Origin of the sequence: Pantoea sp. EEL5 (assembly GCF_049892805.1) — a bacterium.
Lineage (GTDB): Bacteria > Pseudomonadota > Gammaproteobacteria > Enterobacterales > Enterobacteriaceae > Pantoea > Pantoea ananatis.
The window spans coordinates 217,601-238,904 of the sequence record NZ_JBNDNJ010000002.1 but is presented as its reverse complement, the minus strand read 5'-3'; the positions used below and the strand labels follow the sequence as shown (position 1 = coordinate 238,904).

20 protein-coding genes and 1 riboswitch are annotated in these 21,304 nt (G+C 55.8%); of the genes, 9 read left to right on the top strand and 11 right to left on the bottom strand.

Annotation, left to right across the window (positions count from 1 at the left end):
• The first annotated feature begins 5 nt into the window (after positions 1–5).
• Positions 6–857 (top strand): class II fructose-bisphosphate aldolase, encoded by an 852-nt coding sequence (locus ACPXSQ_RS12715; protein ID WP_014605035.1) that lies wholly within the window; start codon positions 6–8, stop codon positions 855–857.
• An 86-nt stretch (positions 858–943) separates the two neighbouring features.
• Positions 944–1,804: a ketose-bisphosphate aldolase gene (locus ACPXSQ_RS12710; RefSeq protein ID WP_014605034.1), complete on the top strand. Its 861-nt coding sequence runs from the start codon at positions 944–946 to the stop codon at positions 1,802–1,804.
• A 327-nt stretch (positions 1,805–2,131) separates the two neighbouring features.
• Here ACPXSQ_RS12710 and ACPXSQ_RS12705 read toward each other — a convergent pair whose 3' ends face one another.
• On the bottom strand, positions 2,132–2,944 hold the full coding sequence (locus ACPXSQ_RS12705; protein WP_426143956.1) for a transporter substrate-binding domain-containing protein: 813 nt from the start codon (positions 2,942–2,944) through the stop codon (positions 2,132–2,134).
• A 113-nt stretch (positions 2,945–3,057) separates the two neighbouring features.
• On the opposite strand from ACPXSQ_RS12705, the gene ACPXSQ_RS12700 reads away from it, so the two are divergent.
• Both ACPXSQ_RS12700 and ACPXSQ_RS12695 read left to right on the top strand, forming a co-directional pair.
• On the top strand, positions 3,058–3,639 hold the full coding sequence (locus ACPXSQ_RS12700) for an NAD(P)H-dependent oxidoreductase (RefSeq protein WP_014594633.1): 582 nt from the start codon (positions 3,058–3,060) through the stop codon (positions 3,637–3,639).
• 31 nt (positions 3,640–3,670) lie between these two features.
• Positions 3,671–3,979 carry a putative quinol monooxygenase gene (locus ACPXSQ_RS12695; protein WP_013027237.1) on the top strand — a complete coding sequence of 103 codons (309 nt, stop codon included), beginning with the start codon at positions 3,671–3,673 and terminating at the stop codon, positions 3,977–3,979.
• Positions 3,980–4,039: 60 nt separating this feature from the next.
• Here the strand turns inward: ACPXSQ_RS12695 and parE are convergent, their stop codons facing one another.
• Genes parE through nudF form a run of 5 tightly spaced genes read right to left on the bottom strand, consistent with a single transcriptional unit; the run spans position 4,040 to position 8,496 of the window.
• Positions 4,040–5,935, bottom strand: a complete 1,896-nt coding sequence (parE, locus tag ACPXSQ_RS12690; RefSeq protein WP_014594634.1) for a DNA topoisomerase IV subunit B — start codon at positions 5,933–5,935, stop codon at positions 4,040–4,042.
• A 48-nt stretch (positions 5,936–5,983) separates the two neighbouring features.
• The gene (yqiA, locus tag ACPXSQ_RS12685) at positions 5,984–6,565 is read right to left on the bottom strand and encodes an esterase YqiA (protein ID WP_013027239.1); all 582 of its coding nucleotides are present in this window, start codon (positions 6,563–6,565) and stop codon (positions 5,984–5,986) included.
• Positions 6,566–6,568: 3 nt separating this feature from the next.
• The gene (gene cpdA / locus ACPXSQ_RS12680) at positions 6,569–7,396 is read right to left on the bottom strand and encodes a 3',5'-cyclic-AMP phosphodiesterase (RefSeq protein WP_014605032.1); all 828 of its coding nucleotides are present in this window, start codon (positions 7,394–7,396) and stop codon (positions 6,569–6,571) included.
• Positions 7,397–7,438: 42 nt separating this feature from the next.
• The gene (locus ACPXSQ_RS12675; protein ID WP_014605031.1) at positions 7,439–7,864 is read right to left on the bottom strand and encodes a DUF1249 family protein; all 426 of its coding nucleotides are present in this window, start codon (positions 7,862–7,864) and stop codon (positions 7,439–7,441) included.
• Positions 7,861–8,496, bottom strand: coding sequence for an ADP-ribose diphosphatase (nudF, locus tag ACPXSQ_RS12670; RefSeq protein WP_013027242.1), 636 nt, complete (start codon positions 8,494–8,496; stop codon positions 7,861–7,863). Before nudF ends, ACPXSQ_RS12675 begins: the two co-directional genes overlap by 4 nt.
• Positions 8,497–8,707: 211 nt before the next feature.
• Here nudF and tolC point away from each other — a divergent pair, with 211 nt between their 5' ends.
• The 3 genes from tolC (at position 8,708) to ACPXSQ_RS12655 (ending at position 12,160) form a co-directional block, all read left to right on the top strand.
• A complete protein-coding gene (gene tolC / locus ACPXSQ_RS12665) occupies positions 8,708–10,177 on the top strand; it encodes an outer membrane channel protein TolC (RefSeq protein WP_024471050.1) in 1,470 nt (489 codons plus the stop codon).
• A 142-nt stretch (positions 10,178–10,319) separates the two neighbouring features.
• On the top strand, positions 10,320–10,991 hold the full coding sequence (locus tag ACPXSQ_RS12660; protein WP_013027244.1) for a DUF1190 family protein: 672 nt from the start codon (positions 10,320–10,322) through the stop codon (positions 10,989–10,991).
• A gap of 8 nt (positions 10,992–10,999) precedes the next feature.
• Positions 11,000–12,160, top strand: a complete 1,161-nt coding sequence (locus tag ACPXSQ_RS12655; RefSeq protein WP_426143950.1) for a glutathionylspermidine synthase family protein — start codon at positions 11,000–11,002, stop codon at positions 12,158–12,160.
• 38 nt (positions 12,161–12,198) lie between these two features.
• Here the strand turns inward: ACPXSQ_RS12655 and ygiD are convergent, their stop codons facing one another.
• Positions 12,199–12,981 carry a 4,5-DOPA dioxygenase extradiol gene (gene ygiD, locus ACPXSQ_RS12650; RefSeq protein ID WP_029570670.1) on the bottom strand — a complete coding sequence of 261 codons (783 nt, stop codon included), beginning with the start codon at positions 12,979–12,981 and terminating at the stop codon, positions 12,199–12,201.
• A 182-nt stretch (positions 12,982–13,163) separates the two neighbouring features.
• On the bottom strand, positions 13,164–13,820 hold the full coding sequence (gene ribB / locus ACPXSQ_RS12645) for a 3,4-dihydroxy-2-butanone-4-phosphate synthase (RefSeq protein WP_426143948.1): 657 nt from the start codon (positions 13,818–13,820) through the stop codon (positions 13,164–13,166).
• A 112-nt stretch (positions 13,821–13,932) separates the two neighbouring features.
• Positions 13,933–14,081: riboswitch (FMN riboswitch) on the bottom strand.
• A 171-nt stretch (positions 14,082–14,252) separates the two neighbouring features.
• Between ribB and ubiK the strand changes: the two genes are divergently transcribed.
• Positions 14,253–14,585, top strand: coding sequence for a ubiquinone biosynthesis accessory factor UbiK (gene ubiK / locus ACPXSQ_RS12640; RefSeq protein ID WP_013027248.1), 333 nt, complete (start codon positions 14,253–14,255; stop codon positions 14,583–14,585).
• 36 nt (positions 14,586–14,621) lie between these two features.
• Here the strand turns inward: ubiK and hldE are convergent, their stop codons facing one another.
• The 3 genes from hldE to ACPXSQ_RS12625 form a co-directional block, all read right to left on the bottom strand.
• Entirely contained in the window at positions 14,622–16,046 is a 1,425-nt protein-coding gene (gene hldE / locus ACPXSQ_RS12635; RefSeq protein ID WP_029570671.1) for a bifunctional D-glycero-beta-D-manno-heptose-7-phosphate kinase/D-glycero-beta-D-manno-heptose 1-phosphate adenylyltransferase HldE, read from the bottom strand.
• Positions 16,047–16,116: 70 nt separating this feature from the next.
• Positions 16,117–18,969, bottom strand: a complete 2,853-nt coding sequence (gene glnE / locus ACPXSQ_RS12630; RefSeq protein WP_426143945.1) for a bifunctional [glutamate--ammonia ligase]-adenylyl-L-tyrosine phosphorylase/[glutamate--ammonia-ligase] adenylyltransferase — start codon at positions 18,967–18,969, stop codon at positions 16,117–16,119.
• A 29-nt stretch (positions 18,970–18,998) separates the two neighbouring features.
• Positions 18,999–20,309: an inorganic triphosphatase gene (locus tag ACPXSQ_RS12625; RefSeq protein ID WP_426143944.1), complete on the bottom strand. Its 1,311-nt coding sequence runs from the start codon at positions 20,307–20,309 to the stop codon at positions 18,999–19,001.
• Positions 20,310–20,574: 265 nt separating this feature from the next.
• On the opposite strand from ACPXSQ_RS12625, the gene ACPXSQ_RS12620 reads away from it, so the two are divergent.
• A complete protein-coding gene (locus tag ACPXSQ_RS12620) occupies positions 20,575–21,195 on the top strand; it encodes a TIGR04211 family SH3 domain-containing protein (protein WP_013027252.1) in 621 nt (206 codons plus the stop codon).
• Positions 21,196–21,304 lie beyond the last annotated feature (109 nt).

Here is a 21,304-nt window from a genome sequence, read left to right as displayed (position 1 = left end):
TGCGTATGTACGCGGCAATGAACGACCTGATCGCACGGGCTGCCCGTAATCAGTATGCGGTACTGGCCATCAACTGTTTCAATCTGGAGAGCGCACGTGCAGCAGTGAAGGCGGCGGAGGAGCAACGCGCGCCCCTGATCCTGAATGTTTATCAGGGGCACAGCCGCCATTTCCCGCCCGCTGTCGCCGTGCCCTTGGTTCAGGCGCTGGCAGCGAATGCCCGCGTGCCGATCGCGCTGGCGCTTGACCACGGAAAAGCCTTTCCGCTGATTGGACAGGCCTTTCGCGCCGGGTTTACCGGACTGATGATCGATGCCTCCTCCGAGCCGCTGGCAGAAAATATTCGCCAGACGGCAAAAGTGGTCGAGATGGCGCATACCGCCGGGGTTTGTGTGGAGGGCGAACTGGGGCATATCGCCGATGCCCCAACCTATGCGCTGGCAGACGCTGCGGTGAAAATGACCCAGGTGGCGGACGTGGTGCCCTTTCTGCAACAGACGGGCATCGATCTGTTAGCTGTGTCGGTTGGGACCGCGCACGGGCTCTATCCCGCTGGCGTCAAACCGCAAATCGACTTTCAGCGTCTGGCTGCGCTGCATGGGGTTTCGCCGGTTCCTCTGGCGCTGCACGGCGGCAGCGGCACGCCAGCCGACGATATTCGACGCGTCAGTCAGCACGGCGTCGCCAAGATTAACGTTGGCGCGGCGGTCTTTGATGCAGGCAAGCAGGCGCTCCATCAGGCGCTTAAGCAGCATCCCGCTGCTGAGCTGCCTGATCTGCTGGCGCTGATGGAGGCCGCCTGCTGCGAAGTCGTACATGACTATCTGAGCTGTTCCGGCTCCGCTAATCAGATCTGATTTTTTTCTGCTGTAACCCGGTGCGCGTCTCTGAACGTCAGCGCAGGGCATCCCTTTGTCGTAAAACAAGCTGAGGAAGATTTAACATGTTGATTTCAATGAAAGAGATGTTAAGCCCCACCCGCCAACACCGCTTTGCTATAGGCGCATTTAACGTGGCCGACAGCTGTTTTATCCGCGCGGTGGTGGAAGAAGCCGAAGCCACACAAACTCCGGCCATTATCTCTATTCACCCCAGCGAACTGGCGTTCGTGACGGATGCGTTTTTTGGCTATGTTCGGGAGCGCACTCTGAAAAGTACCGTGCCCTTTACCCTGCATCTGGATCATGGTGCTTCGGTTGCCCACGTGCTGCGCGCTATTCAGTGTGGCTTTACATCGGTCATGATTGACGGCTCGCTGCTGCCCTATGAAGAAAACGTGGCGCTGACCAAAGAGGTAGTGAAGCTGGCGCACGCGGTGGGCGTATCTGTCGAGGGCGAACTGGGGACCATTGGCGATACCGGCACCTCGGTAGAGGGCGGCGTCAGTAAAGTGATTTACACCGATCCCGCGCAGGCGGAAGACTTTGTGCAGCGCACCGGCGTGGATACTTTAGCGGTGGCAATAGGCACGGCGCACGGTATCTATCCCAAAGATATGAAGCCCGAACTGCAAATGCATATTCTGCGGGATATCTCGCAACGCGTGTCCATTCCGCTGGTCTTGCACGGCGGTTCGGCGAATCCCGATGCCGAAGTGGCGGAGGCGGTTACGCTGGGCGTCGGTAAAATCAATATTTCCAGCGATATGAAATATGCCTATTTCCAGAAGGTGCGCGAAGTCTTAACCCGCGAAACCTGGTGGGATCCAAACGTTATCTATCCCGAAGCGATTGAAGCCGCTAAAGCGGTGATCCGCTACAAAATGAATTTGTTTGGTGGACTGGGAAAAGCGTCGCTGTATTGAGTACTGAAGGGTAAAAATGTGTGGTTGGTGTTCCGTGCGGTTCCCACCGCCACGGTATCGAATCTGACGTCCTCGCGCCGCTAACGCGGTGCCTTCGCGGCGTTCGTCAGCCTGACGAACCAGCGGAGACGGTACTTCCTGTACCGGCTCCGCTTTTTGCCCGCGTCCTGCGGGCAAATTCTGGCTTCCTCGCTTTGCTCAGCGCTGCGAATTGTCTGTTCCGCTCCCGTGGCTGTGGGCACAGTGACGCATGTGCGCCGTTTCGGACGGCTATCTGCAGTTTTGAAGCCCGGCGTTAACACATCAGATAAACCCTCTGCTTTCTCCTTACTTCATCACACCCATCCACTGCTGGGCGATCTGCGCATATTCCCCGGTCGCGGTGCTCAGGTGCAGCCACTGGTCGACATACTGCTTCCAGCTCATATCATCACGTGGAATCATATAGGCCTTTTCGCCGTACTGGAGCGGTTTATCCGGGTTGAGCGCGCATAACGTCGGAAAGCGTTTCTGCTGGTACAGCGCCTCGGAGGCATCGGTGATCATCACATCGGCTTTATTGTCCACCAGTTGCTGAAAGATGGTCACGTTATCGTGAAACAGCGTTAACGCAGCCTGAGGTAAGTGGCTGTGAACAAACGCCTCGTTAGTGCCTCCCGCGGGCTCAACCAGACGCACGCTGGACTGGTTCATCTGGTCGACCGTCTGGTACTTCGCCTTGTCGGCGCAGCGCACCAGCGGAATTTTACCGTCCACGCCCAGCGGCTGCGCAAACCAGGCCGTTTGCTGGCGCTTCAGCGTGACCGATACGCCACCCAAGGCGATATCGCACTGCTTCGCGATAAAGTCCTGCATCAGGGTTTTCCAGGTGGTGGGTACCCATTGCACCTTCGCCCCCAGTGACGCGGCCAGGGATTCAGCCATGCTGATATCCAGCCCTTCATAGCTGCCATCCGGTTTCAGGAAGCTGTAAGGTTTGTAGTCCCCGGTAGTACAGACTTTCAGAGTTTTGGTGTTAAGAACGCTGTCCAGACGCGACTGGGCCTGCGCGCCGCCAGCCACCAGCAGTAACGTGATTACGAGTGTTTTTTTCATCATTGTATTTTTTTCGACAGTGAGTTTGCGCTGGTATGGTGACATAACCTCGGGGGTTATTGCGCTATTCGCAAAAGTGTTGTGATCATTCTCGCATTTTTCTCCCGCCCGCCACAGCCTAAGCTACCCCCCATTGACGCATACGGGAGACAAGCTTAATGAGTAACATTTTAATTATCGATGGCGGTAAAACCTTCGCCCATTCGAAAGGCGAGCTGAATCATACGCTGACCGAGGTGGCCGCCAGCCAGCTGCGTGATCTGGGCCATGAGGTCACGATCACCGTTGCCGACCACGCGTATGTTGTGGCCGATGAGGTGCAAAAATATCTCGACAGTGACGTGGTGATTTATCAAATGCCGGGCTGGTGGATGGGTGAACCCTGGACCGTGAAACGTTACATCGACGAGGTTTTCACCGACGGCCACGGTAAGCTGTATGCCAGCGATGGCCGCACCCGTGCCGACGGCGCAAAAAAATATGGTTCAGGCGGACTGATTCAGGGCAAAAAATATATGCTGTCCCTGACCTGGAACGCACCACTGGAGGCCTTTACCGACCCTGAACAGTTCTTTGAAGGCGTGGGCGTTGACGGACTATATCTGCATTTCCATAAGGCGAATCAGTTCCTGGGCATGGAAGCATTGCCGACCTTTATCTGCAACGACGTGATGAAACAGCCGGATGTTCCACGTGATATTGCACGTTATCGCACGCATCTCAGCAAAATTTTTGCTTAAATAGCGTTTCACCCAGAAAGAGGAAACGTAAATGTTAACCGTCGTTGCTGAAATTTGTGTTAAGCCGGGCTGTCGTCAGAAAGTGCTGGATGCGTTTCACCAGGTGATCCCTACCGTGCTGGAAGAAGAAGGCTGCCATCAGTACAGCCCTCTGGTCGATCACCAGGCGCAGGTGCCCTGGAAACACAATTCACCTGATTCGATTTTTATGCTGGAGCAGTGGGAAACCCTGCGCCATCTTGATCAGCATCAGCAGATGCCGCATATGGAAGCCCATCGTACGGCGATTAAAGACTATGTGACTGACGTGAAAATTCTGGTGCTGGAGCCGGGTAAATAATCCTGGCGGAACACGCACAAAAAAAGCCCCGTTCAGGGGCTTTTTCCATCAGGCTGCGGATTACACTTCAATATCCGCTTTATCGCCTTTTTCCTGCAGCCAGTTACGACGATCTTCGGATCGCTTTTTCGCCAGCAGCATATCCATTACCCGCAAAGTCTGTTCAATGTCATCGTCACTGACGGTGAGCTGCACCAGACGGCGCGTGTTGGGATCGAGCGTGGTTTCGCGCAGCTGCAGCGGGTTCATTTCACCCAGCCCTTTAAAGCGCTGCACGTTTGGCTTGCCCTTCTTGCGCTTCAGCTGCTCCAGTACGCCCTCTTTCTCGTCTTCATCCAGCGCGTAATACACTTCTTTGCCCAGATCGATGCGATACAGCGGCGGCATGGCGACATAGACGTGGCCATTTTTTACCAGGGTGCGGAAGTGCTTCACAAACAGCGCACACAGCAATGTGGCGATGTGCAGCCCATCCGAGTCCGCATCAGCAAGGATACAGATTTTGCCGTAGCGCAGCTGTGAGAGATCTTCGCTATCGGGATCGATACCGATCGCCACCGAAATATCGTGCACCTCCTGCGAGGCCAGCACTTCATCGGACGAGACTTCCCACGTATTGAGGATCTTACCTTTAAGCGGCATGATCGCCTGATATTCGCGATCGCGCGCCTGTTTCGCCGATCCGCCCGCCGAATCCCCTTCCACCAGGAAGAGTTCGGTTTTATTCAGATCCTGCGCAGTGCAGTCTGCCAGCTTACCCGGTAGTGCCGGGCCGCTGGTCAGTTTTTTACGCACCACTTTTTTGGCTGCGCGCATACGGCGCTGGGCGCTGGAGATCGCCAGCTCCGCCAGCTGTTCTGCCGCCTGCACGTTCTGATTCAGCCACAGGCTAAAGGCATCTTTTACTACGGCAGACACAAAGGCGGCGCACTGGCGCGAGGATAAACGCTCTTTTGTCTGGCCTGCAAACTGCGGATCCTGCATTTTTACTGACAGCACATAGGCGCAGCGATCCCAGATATCCTCTGCGGACAGTTTGACGCCGCGCGGCAGGATATTGCGGTATTCACAAAACTCACGCATGGCATCCAGCAATCCCTGACGCAGACCGTTGACATGGGTACCGCCCTGCATGGTGGGAATCAGGTTCACATAGCTTTCGGTCAGCAGCTCACCGCCTTCCGGCAGCCACAGTAATGCCCAGTCCACCGCTTCGATATCACCGGCAAAGGTTCCGACGAAGGGCTTCTCTGGCAGGGTTGGCAGGCCGTTGACGGCTTCGCACAGGTAATCCGTCAGACCATCTTCGTAGCACCAGCGCTGTTCGGTATTGTTCAGCTTGTCTTTGAAGACAATTTCCACCCCTGGACACAGCACGGCTTTCGCCTTAAGCAGGTGTGATAAGCGGGACACCGAGAAGCGCGGGCTGTCAAAGAAGTGCTCATCCGGCCAGAAATGGACGCTGGTGCCGGTGTTGCGCTTCGCAACCGTGCCCGTGACGGTCAGATCCTGCACTTTTTCACCGTTTTCGAAGGCGATACTGTAGATCTCACCATTACGCCGCACGTTGACTTCAACACGTTTAGAGAGGGCATTGACCACCGAAATGCCGACGCCGTGCAGGCCACCGGAAAACTGGTAGTTTTTATTAGAGAATTTACCCCCCGCGTGCAGCCTGCACAGGATGAGCTCAACGGCCGGGACGCCTTCTTCCGGATGGATATCCACCGGCATGCCGCGTCCGTCGTCAGTCACTTCTAACGACTGATCGGCATGTAAAATCACTTCTACGCGCCTGGCATGGCCCGCCAGTGCCTCATCGACACTGTTATCAATCACTTCCTGACCCAAGTGGTTAGGGCGCGTCGTATCGGTATACATTCCCGGGCGACGGCGAACCGGCTCAAGGCCAGTCAGGACCTCAATGTCACCCGCATTATAGCTTGATTGACTCATGGTAACTGTCTGATTAGAAGAAGAAAATGGTTGCGATTTCCGCGTTACTCAAGCGTGATTCAGGCCCAGAAAGTCCAGAATTTGCGGGAAATGGCGTTCGAATCCAGTAAATGCATGATTTCCGCCCTCTTCCACCGTATGACGGCACGCGCTGTAGTAGTCGAGCGCCTGGCGGTAATCGAGCACTTCATCGCCGGTTTGTTGTAGCAACCACAACAAATCAGGTGCTTCCAGCGGTTCAATCTGCATCACTTTCAGATCGTAAATGTGGCGAGACTCTAACACATATTGCTGACCGGTGTAGGGATTCTGATTCTCCCCTAAAAAATCCACCAGCAACTCGAACGGCCGCACGGCAGGGTTGACGACCACTGCAGGCAACATAAAGCACTGGGACAGCCACGTCGCGTAGTAACCGCCCAGCGAGGAGCCCACCAGGCCCATTTCACGCCCGCTGTGACTTAACACGATGTCTTCCAGCATCGCCGCGGCCTCGGCCGGAAAAGTGGGAAGCTGCGGCACAATCATCTCTATGTCGGGATGATTGTGACTCAGCCACTGTTTGAACAGCGTCGCTTTCGCTGAGCGCGGGGAGCTGTTAAAGCCGTGCAGGTAAAGCAGCGCCTTCATCCGTCAGTATCCTTCGGCATCAAGATCGGGGCAAAACGCCTGAGTGCTGAGCCGGTTCACTTCTGTATCAAGCTGACCGTCATTGTGCAGCGTAAACCAGCGCCAGCCTGGCGCAAGGGTATCAATGGTAAAGCTGGTGCAGTGCGGTTTGAACTGCACGCAAGTGGAAGGCGTGGCCAGCACGCGGCGACCGTGCCACGCCACATCCATTTCCTGATGGATATGGCCGCACACCAGTGTCTTTGCCAGCGGATAGTGCTGTAACACGGCATCAAGCTGATGGGGATTGCGCAAACTGTGTTGATCAAGCCAGGTGCAGCCTGAAGCAAGCGGATGGTGGTGCAGCAGCACCAGCGTATGACGCAGGGGAAAGCGCGCGAGGGCGTTATCAAGCCAGTCGAGCTGATAGTCGCTTAACATGCCATGAGGCACGCCGAAGACCTGACTGTCCAGCAGCACGACCTGCCAGTGTTCGCCCACCAGCACATGCTTATGCGCGTTGATGCCGGCCCTGGCCAGCGTATCCACCATTGCGGGCTGGAAATCATGATTACCCGGCAGCCAGACACAGGGTTTTGGCAGGCGCGAAATGCCCTCAACAAAATGCTGATAGGCTTCGACCGAGTGATCCTGAGAGAGATCGCCGGTGGCCACAATGAGATCATAGTCGCGCTGTTGTGCGATGATCGCGTCCAGCACGGCGTCATAACTCGACCAGGTATTCACTCCCAGCAGCGATTCGTGTTTTCCTGCGAACAAATGCGTGTCCGTCACTTGCAGAATCCGCACCCCAGATTCTGTTGCCGCAGGAAGAGTTAGCAGGCTATCCAAAGCGTTTCCTTCGTCTCTACGCCGTTCAATGCATTATACGTATCAGCAAGCCGGTACTGCCATGGCGCCATGCGTCAGACAGTAGCGTAACCAGTCAGCGAGGAACTGATTGATTTGATGCTTTTCATCACGCTGATTCATCTTTTTATTCGGGTAATCATAACGCGCTTTAAACCGATAGATCTGCTGTGTTGAACACACTTCAGCGACCATGGCGTCATGATACAGCCTGACAGACATGGAAGGCAGGCTCCAGTAACTCACCGCCGGTGCCGTCTGGCGAATTTCAACCAGAGTAGTGTAACGTGTTGATTCTTCTATTGTTAACTGATAGCGGGCGCCGCTCACCTGATAGCTAACCGATGCGCCTGCCTCGTCATCGCGCGGGAGCAGACGGCGTAACTGGGCGAAATTGGTTTCGCACAGCCGCATCATCTCGGGGAAATCAGGGATATAGCGCTGTTTCATTTTTGCGTCCACTCTTCTCGAAGTTCTTTATGGTGCAGTGCCAGCCATTGCAAGGCGATGACAGATGCCGCGTTATCAATAATCCCCTGTTCCACCCAGTGGTAAGCCTGTTCACGGCTTACGACATGCACAAGAATATCCTCATTCTCTTCCTCCAGACCATGGCATCCTGTTGCCAGGCCGGCATCCACTTCTCCCACCATAACCGATAAACGTTCGCTGGTGCCGCCCGGGCTGGCAAGATAGTTCAACACGGGCTTCACCCGGCCAACGGTCAGACCGGCTTCTTCTGATGCTTCACGGCGCCCCACCTGTTCCGGAGTTTCACCGGGTTCAATAATGCCCGCAATCATTTCCAGCAGCCAGGGCGTTGGGCTGCAGTCGAAGGCCGGAATGCGGATCTGCTCAATCAGCACCACTTCATCACGGATGGGATCATAAGGTAGCAGGACGGCAGCATGGCCGCGCTCAAAAACTTCACGCGTCACTTCTCCGCTCATGCCGCCTTTAAACAGACGATGGCGAAAACGGTAGCGAACGATGGAAAAAAAACCGTCGTAGGCCGTTTCACGTGCAATAATTTCTACATCATTTTTTGTGAAAGTCACAGGTGATGTTTTATTGTCCTTCATCGTTTGGTTCCTTTTGCAGATTGGGATGACACAGATAAAACACAAGCCCGGGCACTATCTAAACAGTCATTACAGAGTTATTTACCTGAAACACGCAAATATGGCACGTTCAGCCACCTTATCTCACAGTTGCCCTCTGCTAGAATCTGCGATAATTTTTGGCTTACCGGCGGCACTATCATTGCGATTTGCTGCAACAAAAGGAATGCAAATGAAAAAACTGCTCCCATTATTTATTGGGCTGAGCCTGGGCGGTTTCAGCGTCGCCAGTCAGGCAGAAAACCTGCTTCAGGTTTACCAACAAGCGCGTTTAAGCAACCCGGACCTGCGGAGCTCCGCTGCCACTCGCGATGCTGCGTTTGAGAAAATCAACGAAGCGCGCAGCCCTTTATTACCACAACTGGGTTTGGGTGCAGATTACAGCTATGCAAATGGCTATCGTGATAGTAGCGGTATTCATTCCAACACGACCAGTGGCACACTGCAATTGACGCAAACCATTTTCGACATGTCAAAATGGCGCGCGCTGACCCTGCAGGAAAAAACCGCAGGTATTCAGGACGTCACCTATCAGGTTGCTCAGCAGGATTTGATTCTGAATACCGCGACGGCCTATTTCAACGTGCTGAAAGCCATTGATACGCTTTCTTACGTCGAAGCACAGAAGATGTCCATCTACCGCGAGCTGGATCAAACCACTCAGCGCTTTAACGTGGGCCTGGTGGCCATTACCGACGTGCAGAACGCCCGCGCCCAGTATGACAGCGTGCTGGCCAATGAAGTCACGGCGCGTAACAATCTGGATAACTCGGTGGAGTCTCTGCGTCAGATCACCGGCATGGACTATCTGGCACTGGCCTCACTGAACATCGATCGCTTTAAAACCACCAAACCTGATAACGTTAACGCGCTGCTCAAGCAGGCAGAAAGCCGTAACCTTAATCTGCTTTCTGCCCGCCTGAATCAGGATTTAGCTCGTGAACAGATTCGTTCTGCGGAATCAGGCCACCTGCCAACGCTCGATCTGACCGCGTCTACCGGTCTGTCTAACAGCAAATACGGCGGAAGCCGCGCTGAACAGAGTGCAAACTCAACAGACTCGATTACAGGAAACAGTAAAGTCGGCCTGAGCTTCACGCTTCCGCTTTACAGCGGTGGCAGCGTGACCTCACAGGTGAAGCAGGCGCAATATAACTTTGTCAGCGCCAGCGAACAGCTGGAAGCGGCTCACCGCTCTGCGGTTCAGACGGTACGTTCTTCTTACAACAACGTGAACGCGTCCGCGAGCAGCATTGCGGCGTACAAGCAAGCCGTGGTCTCTGCGCAGAGTTCATTAGACGCCATGGAAGCCGGTTATCAGGTCGGTACGCGTACCATCGTTGACGTGTTGAACGCCACCTCAACCCTGTATAACGCGAAACAGCAGTTGTCCGATGCACGTTACAGCTATCTGATTAATCAGCTAAATATCAGCTATGCGCTGGGCACGCTGAACGAGCAGAGTCTGGGCATTCTCAACAGCCAGTTAGGCAAAGAGATCTCCACCTCACCGGAAACCGTTCAGCCCCAGAACGTTCAGCAGGTACTGGGTGAAGATCACATCGCGAGTTCTTCTGAAACCGCGACGGCGCCGGTGCGCCCGGCCGCCCATAAAAGCAGCCGTAACCCTTTCGCTAACTGATCGCCCTGCGGGCCGCTTTGCGGCCCGCTTCTCTTAAAAACGTATAACTAAGTAAAGATCCCCGTCCTGCCTGGCCGTTAGCTTCATTTCTCGCCACTCATCCCCTATTCTATGCGCTACCTTTGGGCACAGGATATTTATAATGAAACGGACTAAAACGATCCGCTATGCCGCCTTTCGTAAGAGCTGGCAAGCAAGACACTTAACGCCTGTTGCTATCGCTGTATCAGCGGTATTTATGCTGGCAGGCTGTGAACAAAACGACGAAACCGTCTCGCTCTATCAGAACGCCGATGATTGTACGAAAGCCAATCCCGGCCAGAGTGCGCAATGCACCACCGCGTTTAACAACGCCAAAAAGGAAGCGGAACGCACCGCACCGAAATACGCCACACGTGAAGACTGCGTGGCAGAATTTGGTGAAAACCAGTGTCAGCAGGCGCCTGCACAGGCTGGCGTGGGCAGCACTAATGCCGAGTCGCAGCAAAGCGGCAGCTTCTGGATGCCGCTGATGGCGGGCTATATGATGGGCCGCATGATGGGCGGCGGCGCGGGTTTTGCGCAGCAGCCGCTGTTCTCACCTAAAACGCCAAACAGCCCGGCTAACGGTCAGTTCGTTGATGCGTCCGGCCGTAACTATGGTAACGCCACCTCCGGTAAAACCATGACGGTTCCTAAAACCGCCATGGCGCCTAAACCGACCACCACCTCAACGATTACGCGGGGTGGCTTTGGTGAAACGGTCGCGAAGCAAAACAGCATGCAGCGTAGCAGCAGCGCGTCCGGCACCTCCAGCCGTTCGCTGGGAGGCTAACCCCGCTTATGCAACGCATCGCGATTTCAGAGCGCCCGGGCTGGCGGGAAAAAGCCACGGAGTTTGGTTTTCGTTTTCACACCATGCACGGTGAGCCCTACTGGTGTGAAGAGGCTTACTATCAGTTCACGCTGGCGCAGATTGATTATCTTGAGGACGTCACCGCCGAGCTTCATCAGATGTGCCTGCAGGTCGTGGAAAAAGTGGTGAAGAGTGAAGCGCTGCTCACCAAATTTCGCATTCCTAAGCATACCTGGGACTTCGTGCGAGATTCATGGCAACAGCGTCAGCCCTCGCTTTATTCGCGTCTCGACCTCGCATGGGACGGCAAAAGCGATGCCAAACTGCTGGAGAACAACGCCGACACGCCGACGTCGCTGTATGAGGCGGCGTTTTTCCAGTGGCTGTGGCTCGAAGACCAGCTCAATGCCGGTCAGCTGCCGCAGGGCAGCGATCAATTCAACAGCCTGCAAGAGAAACTCATTGAACGCTTTACGGTGCTTCATCAGCAACAGGGGTTTAACTGGCTGCATTTCGCCTGCTGTCGTGATACCGATGAAGATCGTGGGACGGTGCAATACTTGCAGGACTGCGCCACGGAAGCCGGACTGCCGAGCGAATTTCTCTACATTGATGAGATAGGGCTGGGGGAAAAGGGCCAGTTTACTGACGCCCAGGATCAGGTCATCAGTAATCTGTTCAAGCTTTATCCGTGGGAATTCATGCTGCGCGAGATGTTTTCTACCAAGCTGGCCGATGCGGGCGTACGCTGGCTGGAGCCGGCATGGAAGAGCATCCTGTCAAACAAAGCGTTGCTGCCTCTGCTGTGGGAGATGTTCCCTAATCACCCTAACCTGTTGCCCGCCTGGTTTGCCGAAGACGATGTGCCACCGATGGAGAAATACGTGGTTAAGCCACTGTTCTCGCGCGAAGGGGCCAACATTCGTATTGTGGAAAACGGCAAAGAGATTGCCCGTGTGGACGGTCCTTACGGCGAAGAAGGCATGATCGTCCAGCAGTTCCATCCGCTGCCGAAATTTGGCGACAGCTATACCCTGATTGGTAGCTGGTTGATTGACGATCAGCCTGCGGGCATCGGCCTGCGCGAAGATCGCGACCTGATCACCCAGGATCTTTCGCGTTTCTATCCGCACGCGTTTATCGAGTAGCGCTTTCCTCCAGGCCAGTACGCTGGCCTGGTTTTCCTCTAGCCGACCTGTACCGACAGCATACTGATTGCGCCCATTTCCATACCTTCAACAGGGACGGTTACGGCCTCGCCTGGCTGACGGGACCCCAGCACGTACAGCAACGGCAGGAAGTGTTCCGGCGTGGGATTGGATAACGCCGCATCCGGATGCTGCATAAAATTCACCAACGGATGGGAATCTGCTCCGGCGTCAACCGCCAGATTATCGCGCACATAGTTGTTGAATCCGGTCGCCCAGTCATAAGCGTTTCCGCCGCCCCACAGCACCTTACGCAGGTTGTGTACCACATTGCCGCTGGCAACGATCATCACGCCGCGATCGCGCAGTTCAGACAGCTTTTTGCCCATCTCAAAATGCCAGGCCGCAGGCTTGCCGCTGTCGATACTAAGCTGGACTACCGGAATATCCGCCTCAGGATACATTTTAATGAGTACGCCCCACGAGCCGTGATCGAATCCCCATGCATGATCCTGATGAACCGGCACAGGCGATAAAATCTCAGCAATTTCATTTGCCAGTTCAGGCGAACCCGGCGCGGGATAGCGGGTATCAAAAAGCGCCTGCGGAAAACCGCCAAAGTCATGAATGGTGCGCGGGTTTTCCATCGCTGTGACCGCCGTTCCCTGGGTGTACCAGTGAGCCGAAATGGCCAGGATGGCCCGCGGTCGTGGCAGCGTGGCACCGGCTTTACGCCAGGCTTCGGTGTAACGGTTTTCTTCTAACGCATTCATCGGGCTGCCGTGTCCCAAAAACAGTGCTGGCATACGTAACTGGCTCATAGCGATCCTTAATGTGTTCACTCTATGAGCACTACGATACGCTGTTTGCAAGGGTTATCACGCGGATAAGCATGATGTTCTCTGTCAGGAAATTTGAACGAAAGAGATGAGTCAGATAAGCAGGAAGGATGGGGAAGAGGTGAAGCAATCAGGCCAGTATTTCTGGCCTGACAGTAAGCCGTTTAGCTGGCCTGACGCGTTTCGTGCTCGCGACGATAGGCAACCAGATCTTCGATCGTCACGACCGGCATCGCATGCTGTTTAGCGAACATGATCACTTCAGGCGCATGCGCCATAGAGCCGTCGTCGTTGGTCAGTTCACACAGGACGCCTGCAGGTTTAAAGCCCGCCAGCGTGACCAGATCGATGGTCGCTTCAGTATGACCGCCGCGGGTCAGAACACCACCATCGTGGGCACGCAGGGGAAAAACGTGGCCCGGACGGTTCAGATCTTCGGGTTTGGCGTTATCGGCAATCGCCGTGCGAATGGTAGTGATGCGATCCTGCGCGGATACGCCGGTAGTGACGCCCTTCGCCGCTTCAATGGTCACGGTAAACCCTGTGCCATAGGCGCTGGTGTTGTTTTCCACCATCATCGGTAATGCCAGCTGTTGGCGGCGTTCTTCGGTCAGGCAGAGACACACGATACCGCTGCCGTGGCGAATGGTGAGAGCCATCTGCTCGACGGTCATGGTTTCGGCAGCGAAAATCATATCGCCTTCGTTTTCACGATCTTCATCGTCGAGCACCATCACACCGCGTCCTTCACGGAGTGCGGCGATAGCACGTTCTACACGCTGTTTCGGCGTGCCAAATTCAGAAAGTAGAGTCTGATTCATGGTAATAAAACCTTTTAAATGTATTGGGTTACCAGAATCAGGGCAAGCTTAGGAGTGACGCCGTGTATAGACGTAGCAATGACGCAAAACAGACATAATGCCTGACAGATGTCGTTACCCTCTCCCATCCGGACTTTAACCGTCGGCCCCGGAATTTCACCGGATCTGCTGACCTTCACCATCACAATGAAGCGCTCGCGGGCTGTCAGCCTGGGCTGATTTACCGCCGGTGGGGAATTTCGCCCCGCCCTGAGAATAAGCGTTTTAACTATAACGCTTCCTATTCGGGGCGGCAATCCACAAAGCCATTATTGCTTTAGCATTTTTTGCGCTAAGGATTTCAGGTTTAACCTTTTCAATTCAGGCATTACACTTAAGTGACTCTAGCGTTGGTACAATGCTGCCATAGCAACCCGTAACCAGGAAACCATCATGATCGACACGAAAAAAATTGAACAAATGGCCCGTCAGGTTCATGACGCGCTGCCGAAGGGAGTTCGTGAATTTGGCGATGATGTCGAGAAGAAAATCCGGCAGACGCTGCAGGCACAAATGACCCGCATGGATCTGGTCAACCGTGAAGAGTTTGATGTCCAGACTCAGGTTTTACTGCGTACGCGTGAAAAACTGGCGGCGCTGGAACAGCGTCTCGCTCAGCTGGAAAGCAAGAGTTCAGCGTCTGCCGCGCCCGCTGCCACCAGCACACCTGGCCCGGCACCGGCCATCGTGCCAGCCGCACATCCTGCTGACAAACCGGCTAAATAAAGGGCGGGCGGGAGCCCGGGCTCCCGCCGCCATGACTCAGTCGCCGCGAATGGTTTTGATGATATTGGTGGTCGAGATGCCATCTTCAAAGTTCAGCACCCGCACGTCACCGCCATTGGCCCAGACTTCCTGGCAGCCCGCGATATCTTCCGGTTTGTAATCCCCGCCTTTTACCAACAGATCGGGCAATACGCTGGCGATTAAGCGCTGTGGCGTGTCTTCTTCAAACAGCACGACCCAGTCCACCGCTTCCAGCGCACCCAGCACGATCATACGGTTTTCCTGCGGGTTCACCGGACGGCTGTCGCCTTTGAGGCGTTTGGTGGACGCATCGCTGTTTACCGCGACAATCAGGCGATCGCCCAGCTTGCGCGCGTTGGCAAGGTAGGAAACATGGCCGGCATGCAGAATGTCGAAGACGCCGTTGGTCATCACCACTTTTTCGCCGCGCTGACGCGCCATAGCGACGGCCTCTTTCAGCTCGGATTCAGTCATGATGCCAAAACCGCGCTCTGGACGCGCACGAATGGCGTTTTCCAGCTCCACGATGCTGACGGTTGATGTCCCCAACTTCCCAACCACCACGCCTGCAGCGGCGTTAGCCAGAAAACAGGCTTCTTCCAGCGAATCCCCTGCGGCTAAAGCAGCGGCCAGCACGCCAATGACGGTATCCCCGGCGCCGGTCACGTCAAACACTTCCTGCGCCTGGGTCGGCAAATGCAGGGGCGCTTTACCCGGCTGCAGCAGCGACATGCCGTTTTCAGACCGCGTGACCAGCAGGGCGGAAAGGTCGCAGTCGGCGATCAGCTTCATGCCACGTTCCACAATCTCATTCTCTGTCTTGCATTTGCCCACCACGGCTTCGAACTCAGACAGATTAGGCGTCAGCAGCGTCGCCCCGCGGTAGCGCGCAAAATCCGTGCCTTTCGGATCGATCAACACCGGTACATTCGCCTCGCGTGCCAGCGCGATCATCTGCTGAACGCTGTCCAGTGCGCCTTTGCCGTAATCCGACAGCACCACCGCACCGCTACGGGACAGTGACTGGCGCATTTTTTCGTGCATCGGGGCGGCGTCCACCTGCTCAAATCCCTCTTCGAAGTCCAGACGGATGAGCTGTTGGTTGCGAGAGAGGACACGCAGTTTGGTAATGGTGGGATGGCTTTTTAAGGTGACAAAATCGCAGTCAACACGAACATCCTTCAGCGTTTTACTCAGTACCTGAGCCGCATCGTCTTCTCCGGTCAGTCCGATCAGACGGGAACCCGCCCCCAGCGCAGCAATGTTCATTGCCACGTTAGCGGCGCCGCCTGGGCGTTCTTCAACGGTTTCCACCTTGACCACCGGCACCGGCGCTTCAGGCGAAATACGGCTGGTGGGGCCGTACCAGTAACGATCCAACATGACATCGCCAACGACCAGCACCGAGGCCTGGCCGAACGCGGGCAGAGTAACTTTCATTCCAGACACTCCAGACTGCATTCAAAATAGTGCGCGGATGATAACACAGTTGCGACAGGTGCTATCAGCATCACGCCGTGAGAGAGTGTGGTGACTGTAGCCATCGCTGCCAGCTGGTGTTCACCGACTCTTTTTCCTGCGCAAAGGCGTCAGGTTCAACATGCCCGGGCTGCTCCTGAAGCGCCAGATGATGCAGCGCATCGCGCAGCGTGACATAAGCATGCGTGAGCGCTGCCGCTTCCTCGTCAGACATTTTGTGGTGGATTGCCATCCGTTCAAAAATCCGCACATTGTCTGACCAGCGCGTCAGGTCGGGCTGCTCCGCCGCATAGCGCAGCACCAGGTACTGGGCGATGAATTCAATATCCGTAATGCCGCCTTCGTCCGTTTTGATCTCCCAGCGGCCCTTGTGCTTGTTGCTCAGGTGCGCGCGCATTTTGTCACGCATCTCTCTGACTTCCGTTTGCAACGCTGCCGCATCGCGCGGCAGACAGAGGATCGCACGGCGAATGGCGCTAAAACGCGCGCTCAGATCGGGCTCACCGAACACCACGCGGGCGCGGACCAGCGCCTGATGCTCCCACGTCCAGGCTTCGTTGCGCTGATAGTCGTCGAAGGCTTCAAAAGTACTGACCAGCATGCCAGCCGCGCCCGAAGGCCGCAGTCGCGCATCCACTTCGTACAAAATGCCGGACGACGTACGGGTGCTGAACAGATGCATGATGCGCTGCGCCAGCCGCAGGTAAAACTGCCGTCCGTCTATGCTGCGCTCGCCTTGCGTGACGGCTTCCATCGGGCAGTCGTGCAGGAAAACCAGATCGAGATCGGAGCTGTAGCCCAGTTCCCATCCGCCCAGCTTGCCATAGCCCAATACCGTGAAGCCCCGTTCGTGTTCATGCACAAGGTGCGACGGTCGGCCATAGCGCTGCACCATCATATTCCATGCCTGCTGCACCACCGATTCGATAATGGCCTCGGCCAGCCAGGTTAAGTGATCGCTCACTTTCATCACCGGCAACGTGCCCGCAATATCCGCCGCCGCGATGCGTAATAACTGTGCCTGTTTAAACTGGCGTAATGCTTCAAGCTGCTGCTCTTCATCATCCGCAGGAATGCGCATCAGGTACTGACGCAGCTCATCCCGGTAGGCATCCGTAGCGGTTGGCTGATAGAGCGTGGCGGGATCAAGCAGCTCATCCAGTAACAGCGGATAACGTGCCAGCTGGCTGGCCACCATCGGTGAGGCTGCGCAAAGACGAATCAGGTGACGCAACGCGCCGTGATACTCGGTGAGCAGCTCAAGGTAGGTACTGCGGGTCAGAACGCTCAGCAGCAACGGCGCCAGGCGGCTGAAGGTCACCGCGGCATCGCTGCGTGAACAGACTTCACTCAGCAGTTGAGGCATCAGCTGATCCAGCGCCTGACGGCCGCGCGGGCCGATAGTGCGGTGACCGATATCCTGGCGAAACGCTTCCAGCGCCTGATTGAGAGCATGACACTGCGTGGTATCCAGTTGTGGCACCAGCGGGGCCAGCTCAGTGTCCTCCAGGCTGTCGTGCCACAGCATGTTAAAGTCGGCCAGTTCGGGGCGATCGCCCACATCCGGCGTATCCTCACCGATTAACTCATCGAAGATGGCACGCACGGCGGCCATATGCGTTTCCAGCCGGGCGCTCAGCGCAGCCCAGTCATCACAGCCCATCGCCCACGCCAGCCGGGCGCGGGGTAACGCCTCTTCCGGCAGCGTTTGCGTTTGTTCGTCCGCCAGACTTTGCAACAGGTTTTCCAGCCGACGCAGAAACAGATAAGCCGCGCGCAATGCCGCAACCTGCTCGGGTGGCAGTAAGGCCAGAGATTCAATAGCAGACAGCGTAGGTATCAAGGCCCGGAGCTGGAGCGAGCGCTCACGTCCGCCACGAATCAACTGAAAAACCTGCACGATAAATTCTGTTTCGCGAATCCCGCCCGCGCCCAGTTTGATGTTGTTTTTCAGCCCGCGGCGACGCACTTCACGCGCGATCATCGCTTTCATATTGCGTAACGACTGGATGACGCTGAAATCGATGTAGCGGCGATAAACAAAGGGCCGCAGCATCTGCTGCAGTTCCTGGCTCCAGCGATCCTGCTCATCGCCCATCAGCCGCGCCTTCACCATGGCGTAGCGCTCCCAGTCGCGGCCCTGCTCCTGGTAATAATCTTCCAGGGCGGCAAAGCTCATGACCAGCGGCCCGCTGTCGCCAAACGGGCGCAGGCGCATATCGACCCGGTAAACAAAGCCGTCGGCCGTGGGCTGATCGAGTACTTTGATCAGGCGCTGGCCCATGCGGGTAAAAAACTGCGCATTGTCGAGTTCGCGGCGACCACCGCGCGTGGTGCCGTTTTCCGGCCAGGCAAAAATCAGATCGATATCGGAGGAGAAATTCAGCTCGCCGCCGCCCAGCTTGCCCATTCCGAGGATCAGCAGCGGCTGTGGTTCACCCGCGGCATTGCAGGGCGTGCCGAATTCGCGACAGCAGTCCTGATAAACCCAGTGGCGCGCGGCGTCGATCAGCACCTCGGCTAATACGCTCTGCTGCTGCAGCGTCTGCTCTGTCGTGGCAAGCTGCAAGCACTGCATCCAGGCAATGCGAACCAGCATGCGACGGCGAAACAGGCGCAGCACGCGCATCAGGCTGGCTTCACTGTCCACCGCCGCCATGTCACTGCCCAGCCACTGCGTATACTGCTGCCACTCGTCGGCCTCGGGCGACTGTGCGGCAATCTCCTGCCACCAGTGCGGATTCTGCTGCAGGTTATCCAGCACAAAGTCGCTGAAGGCCAGACCGGCAAGCTGCGCCTCGCTGAGAGCGGTATCCGCAAGACCGAGCTGTTCAACTGCCCGCGCGGCCTGCGTGCGCAATACTGTGGGTAAGGATGGCAACATGTTCTCTCCCTGATAGCGTGCTGTATGACTTAACGTGGCGAACCGCTGGTTAACCAAAAGGGTGACTGTTTCATCGCCTGCGCCGTTAACCAGTCCAGGCTGGCGTGCTGCTGTTCCCTGATTGCGCGCTGCAGCTGCTGCCACGGCACCAGCCAGTCGTGAACAGCATCCGGCGAGTAAGCGCCCGCCAGCAAATGCACCGCCAGCAGCTGTCGATCCAGACGCGTGGCCTTGTCCTGATACTCATTCACCTGATGGACGGTGCTGAAGGTTTCTTTCAGATCGGCATTGATGCGGCCCAGCATGATATCGCCAAAGCGTTTAAAGGAACCGTTGAGCTTGGTTTGCCCCTTTTCATCAATCCACTGCCGCCAATGGGCCTCGGCTAACCAGTGAGTAAGTGCTAACTGGGTCTCTACCGAGAGAGCCGAAAAACAGAAGCTGTCGGCATCGACATCTTCATTCAGCAGCGTTTCTTCCAGCGTGGTCAGCTTCTGACGCAGCTCGCTACTGGCCTTGCGCGGGACTACCGCCCCAAACAGCGCAAACGCCTGACGCAGGACATCCAGCGCCTCACGAACCGCTTCTCTGGCGCGCTTATTGCCACGCAGCCACACTTCTTCATGATATTGCCAGTGGTGAAGGCCTGCCGCCATGGCCGCCGCCATGCCCTCTTCCACCGTGGCTTTCGCCCCGGCTTTTAACAGCGGAAAGGCAGTTACCTCACGCGAGGGATTACCCTTGGCTAACTGATAGCCGCGCGCCGCCTTGCTCAGGCTGCCCATCCGCAGGTCGCCCACGGCCACTAACTGCTGAGCAAACGTCAGCAACTCGCTGCGCTGGCCACCTTTTAGCTCAAGCTCAACCTCTGACAGAGGTTCGCTCAACTCTCCCGCCGTCACGTCGCCCCGATCGCAGGCAATTTCTATTTCACTACTGCCCGCCGTGACTACCCAGATCTCTCGTTCAAAATGGGTACTGAACAGCGGCTGCAGGCGCTGCTGTAGCGCTGCTACATCCGTTCCTTCCGGCCAGATGTCTGCGGGCAGACGGCTGATGTCCAGCGTTGGCTCAGTGAGGTCAACGTTGTATTCGCCGCGCTGATGTAGCCCACCCAGCGTTTTGCCGGCGGTTTTCAGCGTCATTTCGTAGCGTTGATCAACGCCCCGAATGCGCAATCCCATATTCCAACGACGTAACTGATTATCGTCGGTTTCAAAATAGATATTGGTCAGCTGACGGGCAGCCTGGTGCTGATGCGGAAACGCCGCCAGCCGTTCTGCCAGTTTCCCGGCAGCATTGGGTTTAGCAATGAACTTAAGTTCGATTTCGATGGTCATATTTTTTATTCACTAACGCCGCTGGCACTTAAGGATATATTCCCTGCCTGTTTAAGGTTATCTTCTGCTGCATCCACTGAGCTGAAGGTTAGGGTTTTCAGGCGAAGAGTAATGCACAGAAGCCGGACTGTCTCTGCTTTCTTTGTGCTTTCGCTACCCTTTTCGCACTGTCATGAGACCAGGATAGTTCTCATTCAGATTTACGCGAAGCCTCTACAGACTGTGCCGGTAAATTATCTTTAATTTTTAAGCAAAACGAAATCTAATGAAAAAAATCACACTCGCTGGAATCACTTTGCTGGCCCTCAGCACCCTTGCACCTGCTCACGCCGATGAAAAACGTTACGTTTCTGACGAATTATCCACCTGGGTTCGTAGCGGTCCCGGCGACCAGTTTCGCCTGCTGGGCAAGCTGAATGCGGGTGAACAGGTACAGCTGCTGCAGACCAATGATGCCACCAAATATGGCCAGGTACGCGATGCCGAAGGCCGCACCGTCTGGATCCCCCTGTCGCAGCTGAGTGAAAATCCCAGCCTGCGCACCCGGGTACCGCAGCTGGAACAACAGGTTAAAGACCTGACCGCCAAGTTAGCCAATATTGATAACAGCTGGAATCAGCGCACCGCCGAAATGCAGAACAAAGTGGCCAGCAGCGACAGCGTGATCAACGGCTTAAAAGAGCAAAATCAGAAGCTGAAAAACGAACTGATCGTGGCGCAGAAGAAAGTCAGCGCCGCTAACGTTCAGCTGGATGACAAACAGCGTACGATCATCATGCAGTGGTTTATGTATGGTGGCGGCGTGCTAGGCGTCGGCCTGCTGCTTGGGCTACTGTTGCCGCACATGGTGCCGCGCCGTAAGAAAAACGATCGCTGGATGAACTAGTTTTACCACCGCTCGCTATCAGGGGATCGTAAGATGCCCCTTTTGGCCTGTCTGCAATATGTCGAATTTGTGCAACAATAGAGTTTGTGCCCGTCTGGATTCAGGTGCC

Bases quoted from the DNA above. Each gene is read 5' to 3' on its own strand.
- tolC (WP_024471050.1), top strand. From the start codon at position 8,708: ATGAAAAAACTGCTCCCATTATTTATTGGGCTGAGCCTGGGCGGTTTC.
- ubiK (WP_013027248.1), top strand. From the start codon at position 14,253: ATGATCGACACGAAAAAAATTGAACAAATGGCCCGTCAGGTTCATGAC.
- ACPXSQ_RS12625 (WP_426143944.1), bottom strand. From the start codon at position 20,309: ATGACCATCGAAATCGAACTTAAGTTCATTGCTAAACCCAATGCTGCC.
- ACPXSQ_RS12620 (WP_013027252.1), top strand. From the start codon at position 20,575: ATGAAAAAAATCACACTCGCTGGAATCACTTTGCTGGCCCTCAGCACC.
- ACPXSQ_RS12695 (WP_013027237.1), top strand. From the start codon at position 3,671: ATGTTAACCGTCGTTGCTGAAATTTGTGTTAAGCCGGGCTGTCGTCAG.
- parE (WP_014594634.1), bottom strand. From the start codon at position 5,935: ATGAGTCAATCAAGCTATAATGCGGGTGACATTGAGGTCCTGACTGGC.
- yqiA (WP_013027239.1), bottom strand. From the start codon at position 6,565: ATGAAGGCGCTGCTTTACCTGCACGGCTTTAACAGCTCCCCGCGCTCA.
- ACPXSQ_RS12715 (WP_014605035.1), top strand. From the start codon at position 6: ATGTACGCGGCAATGAACGACCTGATCGCACGGGCTGCCCGTAATCAG.
- ACPXSQ_RS12705 (WP_426143956.1), bottom strand. From the start codon at position 2,944: ATGTCACCATACCAGCGCAAACTCACTGTCGAAAAAAATACAATGATG.
- ACPXSQ_RS12675 (WP_014605031.1), bottom strand. From the start codon at position 7,864: ATGAAACAGCGCTATATCCCTGATTTCCCCGAGATGATGCGGCTGTGC.
- nudF (WP_013027242.1), bottom strand. From the start codon at position 8,496: ATGAAGGACAATAAAACATCACCTGTGACTTTCACAAAAAATGATGTA.
- ygiD (WP_029570670.1), bottom strand. From the start codon at position 12,981: ATGAGCCAGTTACGTATGCCAGCACTGTTTTTGGGACACGGCAGCCCG.
- ACPXSQ_RS12710 (WP_014605034.1), top strand. From the start codon at position 944: ATGTTGATTTCAATGAAAGAGATGTTAAGCCCCACCCGCCAACACCGC.
- glnE (WP_426143945.1), bottom strand. From the start codon at position 18,969: ATGTTGCCATCCTTACCCACAGTATTGCGCACGCAGGCCGCGCGGGCA.
- ACPXSQ_RS12655 (WP_426143950.1), top strand. From the start codon at position 11,000: ATGCAACGCATCGCGATTTCAGAGCGCCCGGGCTGGCGGGAAAAAGCC.
- ribB (WP_426143948.1), bottom strand. From the start codon at position 13,820: ATGAATCAGACTCTACTTTCTGAATTTGGCACGCCGAAACAGCGTGTA.
- ACPXSQ_RS12700 (WP_014594633.1), top strand. From the start codon at position 3,058: ATGAGTAACATTTTAATTATCGATGGCGGTAAAACCTTCGCCCATTCG.
- hldE (WP_029570671.1), bottom strand. From the start codon at position 16,046: ATGAAAGTTACTCTGCCCGCGTTCGGCCAGGCCTCGGTGCTGGTCGTT.
- ACPXSQ_RS12660 (WP_013027244.1), top strand. From the start codon at position 10,320: ATGAAACGGACTAAAACGATCCGCTATGCCGCCTTTCGTAAGAGCTGG.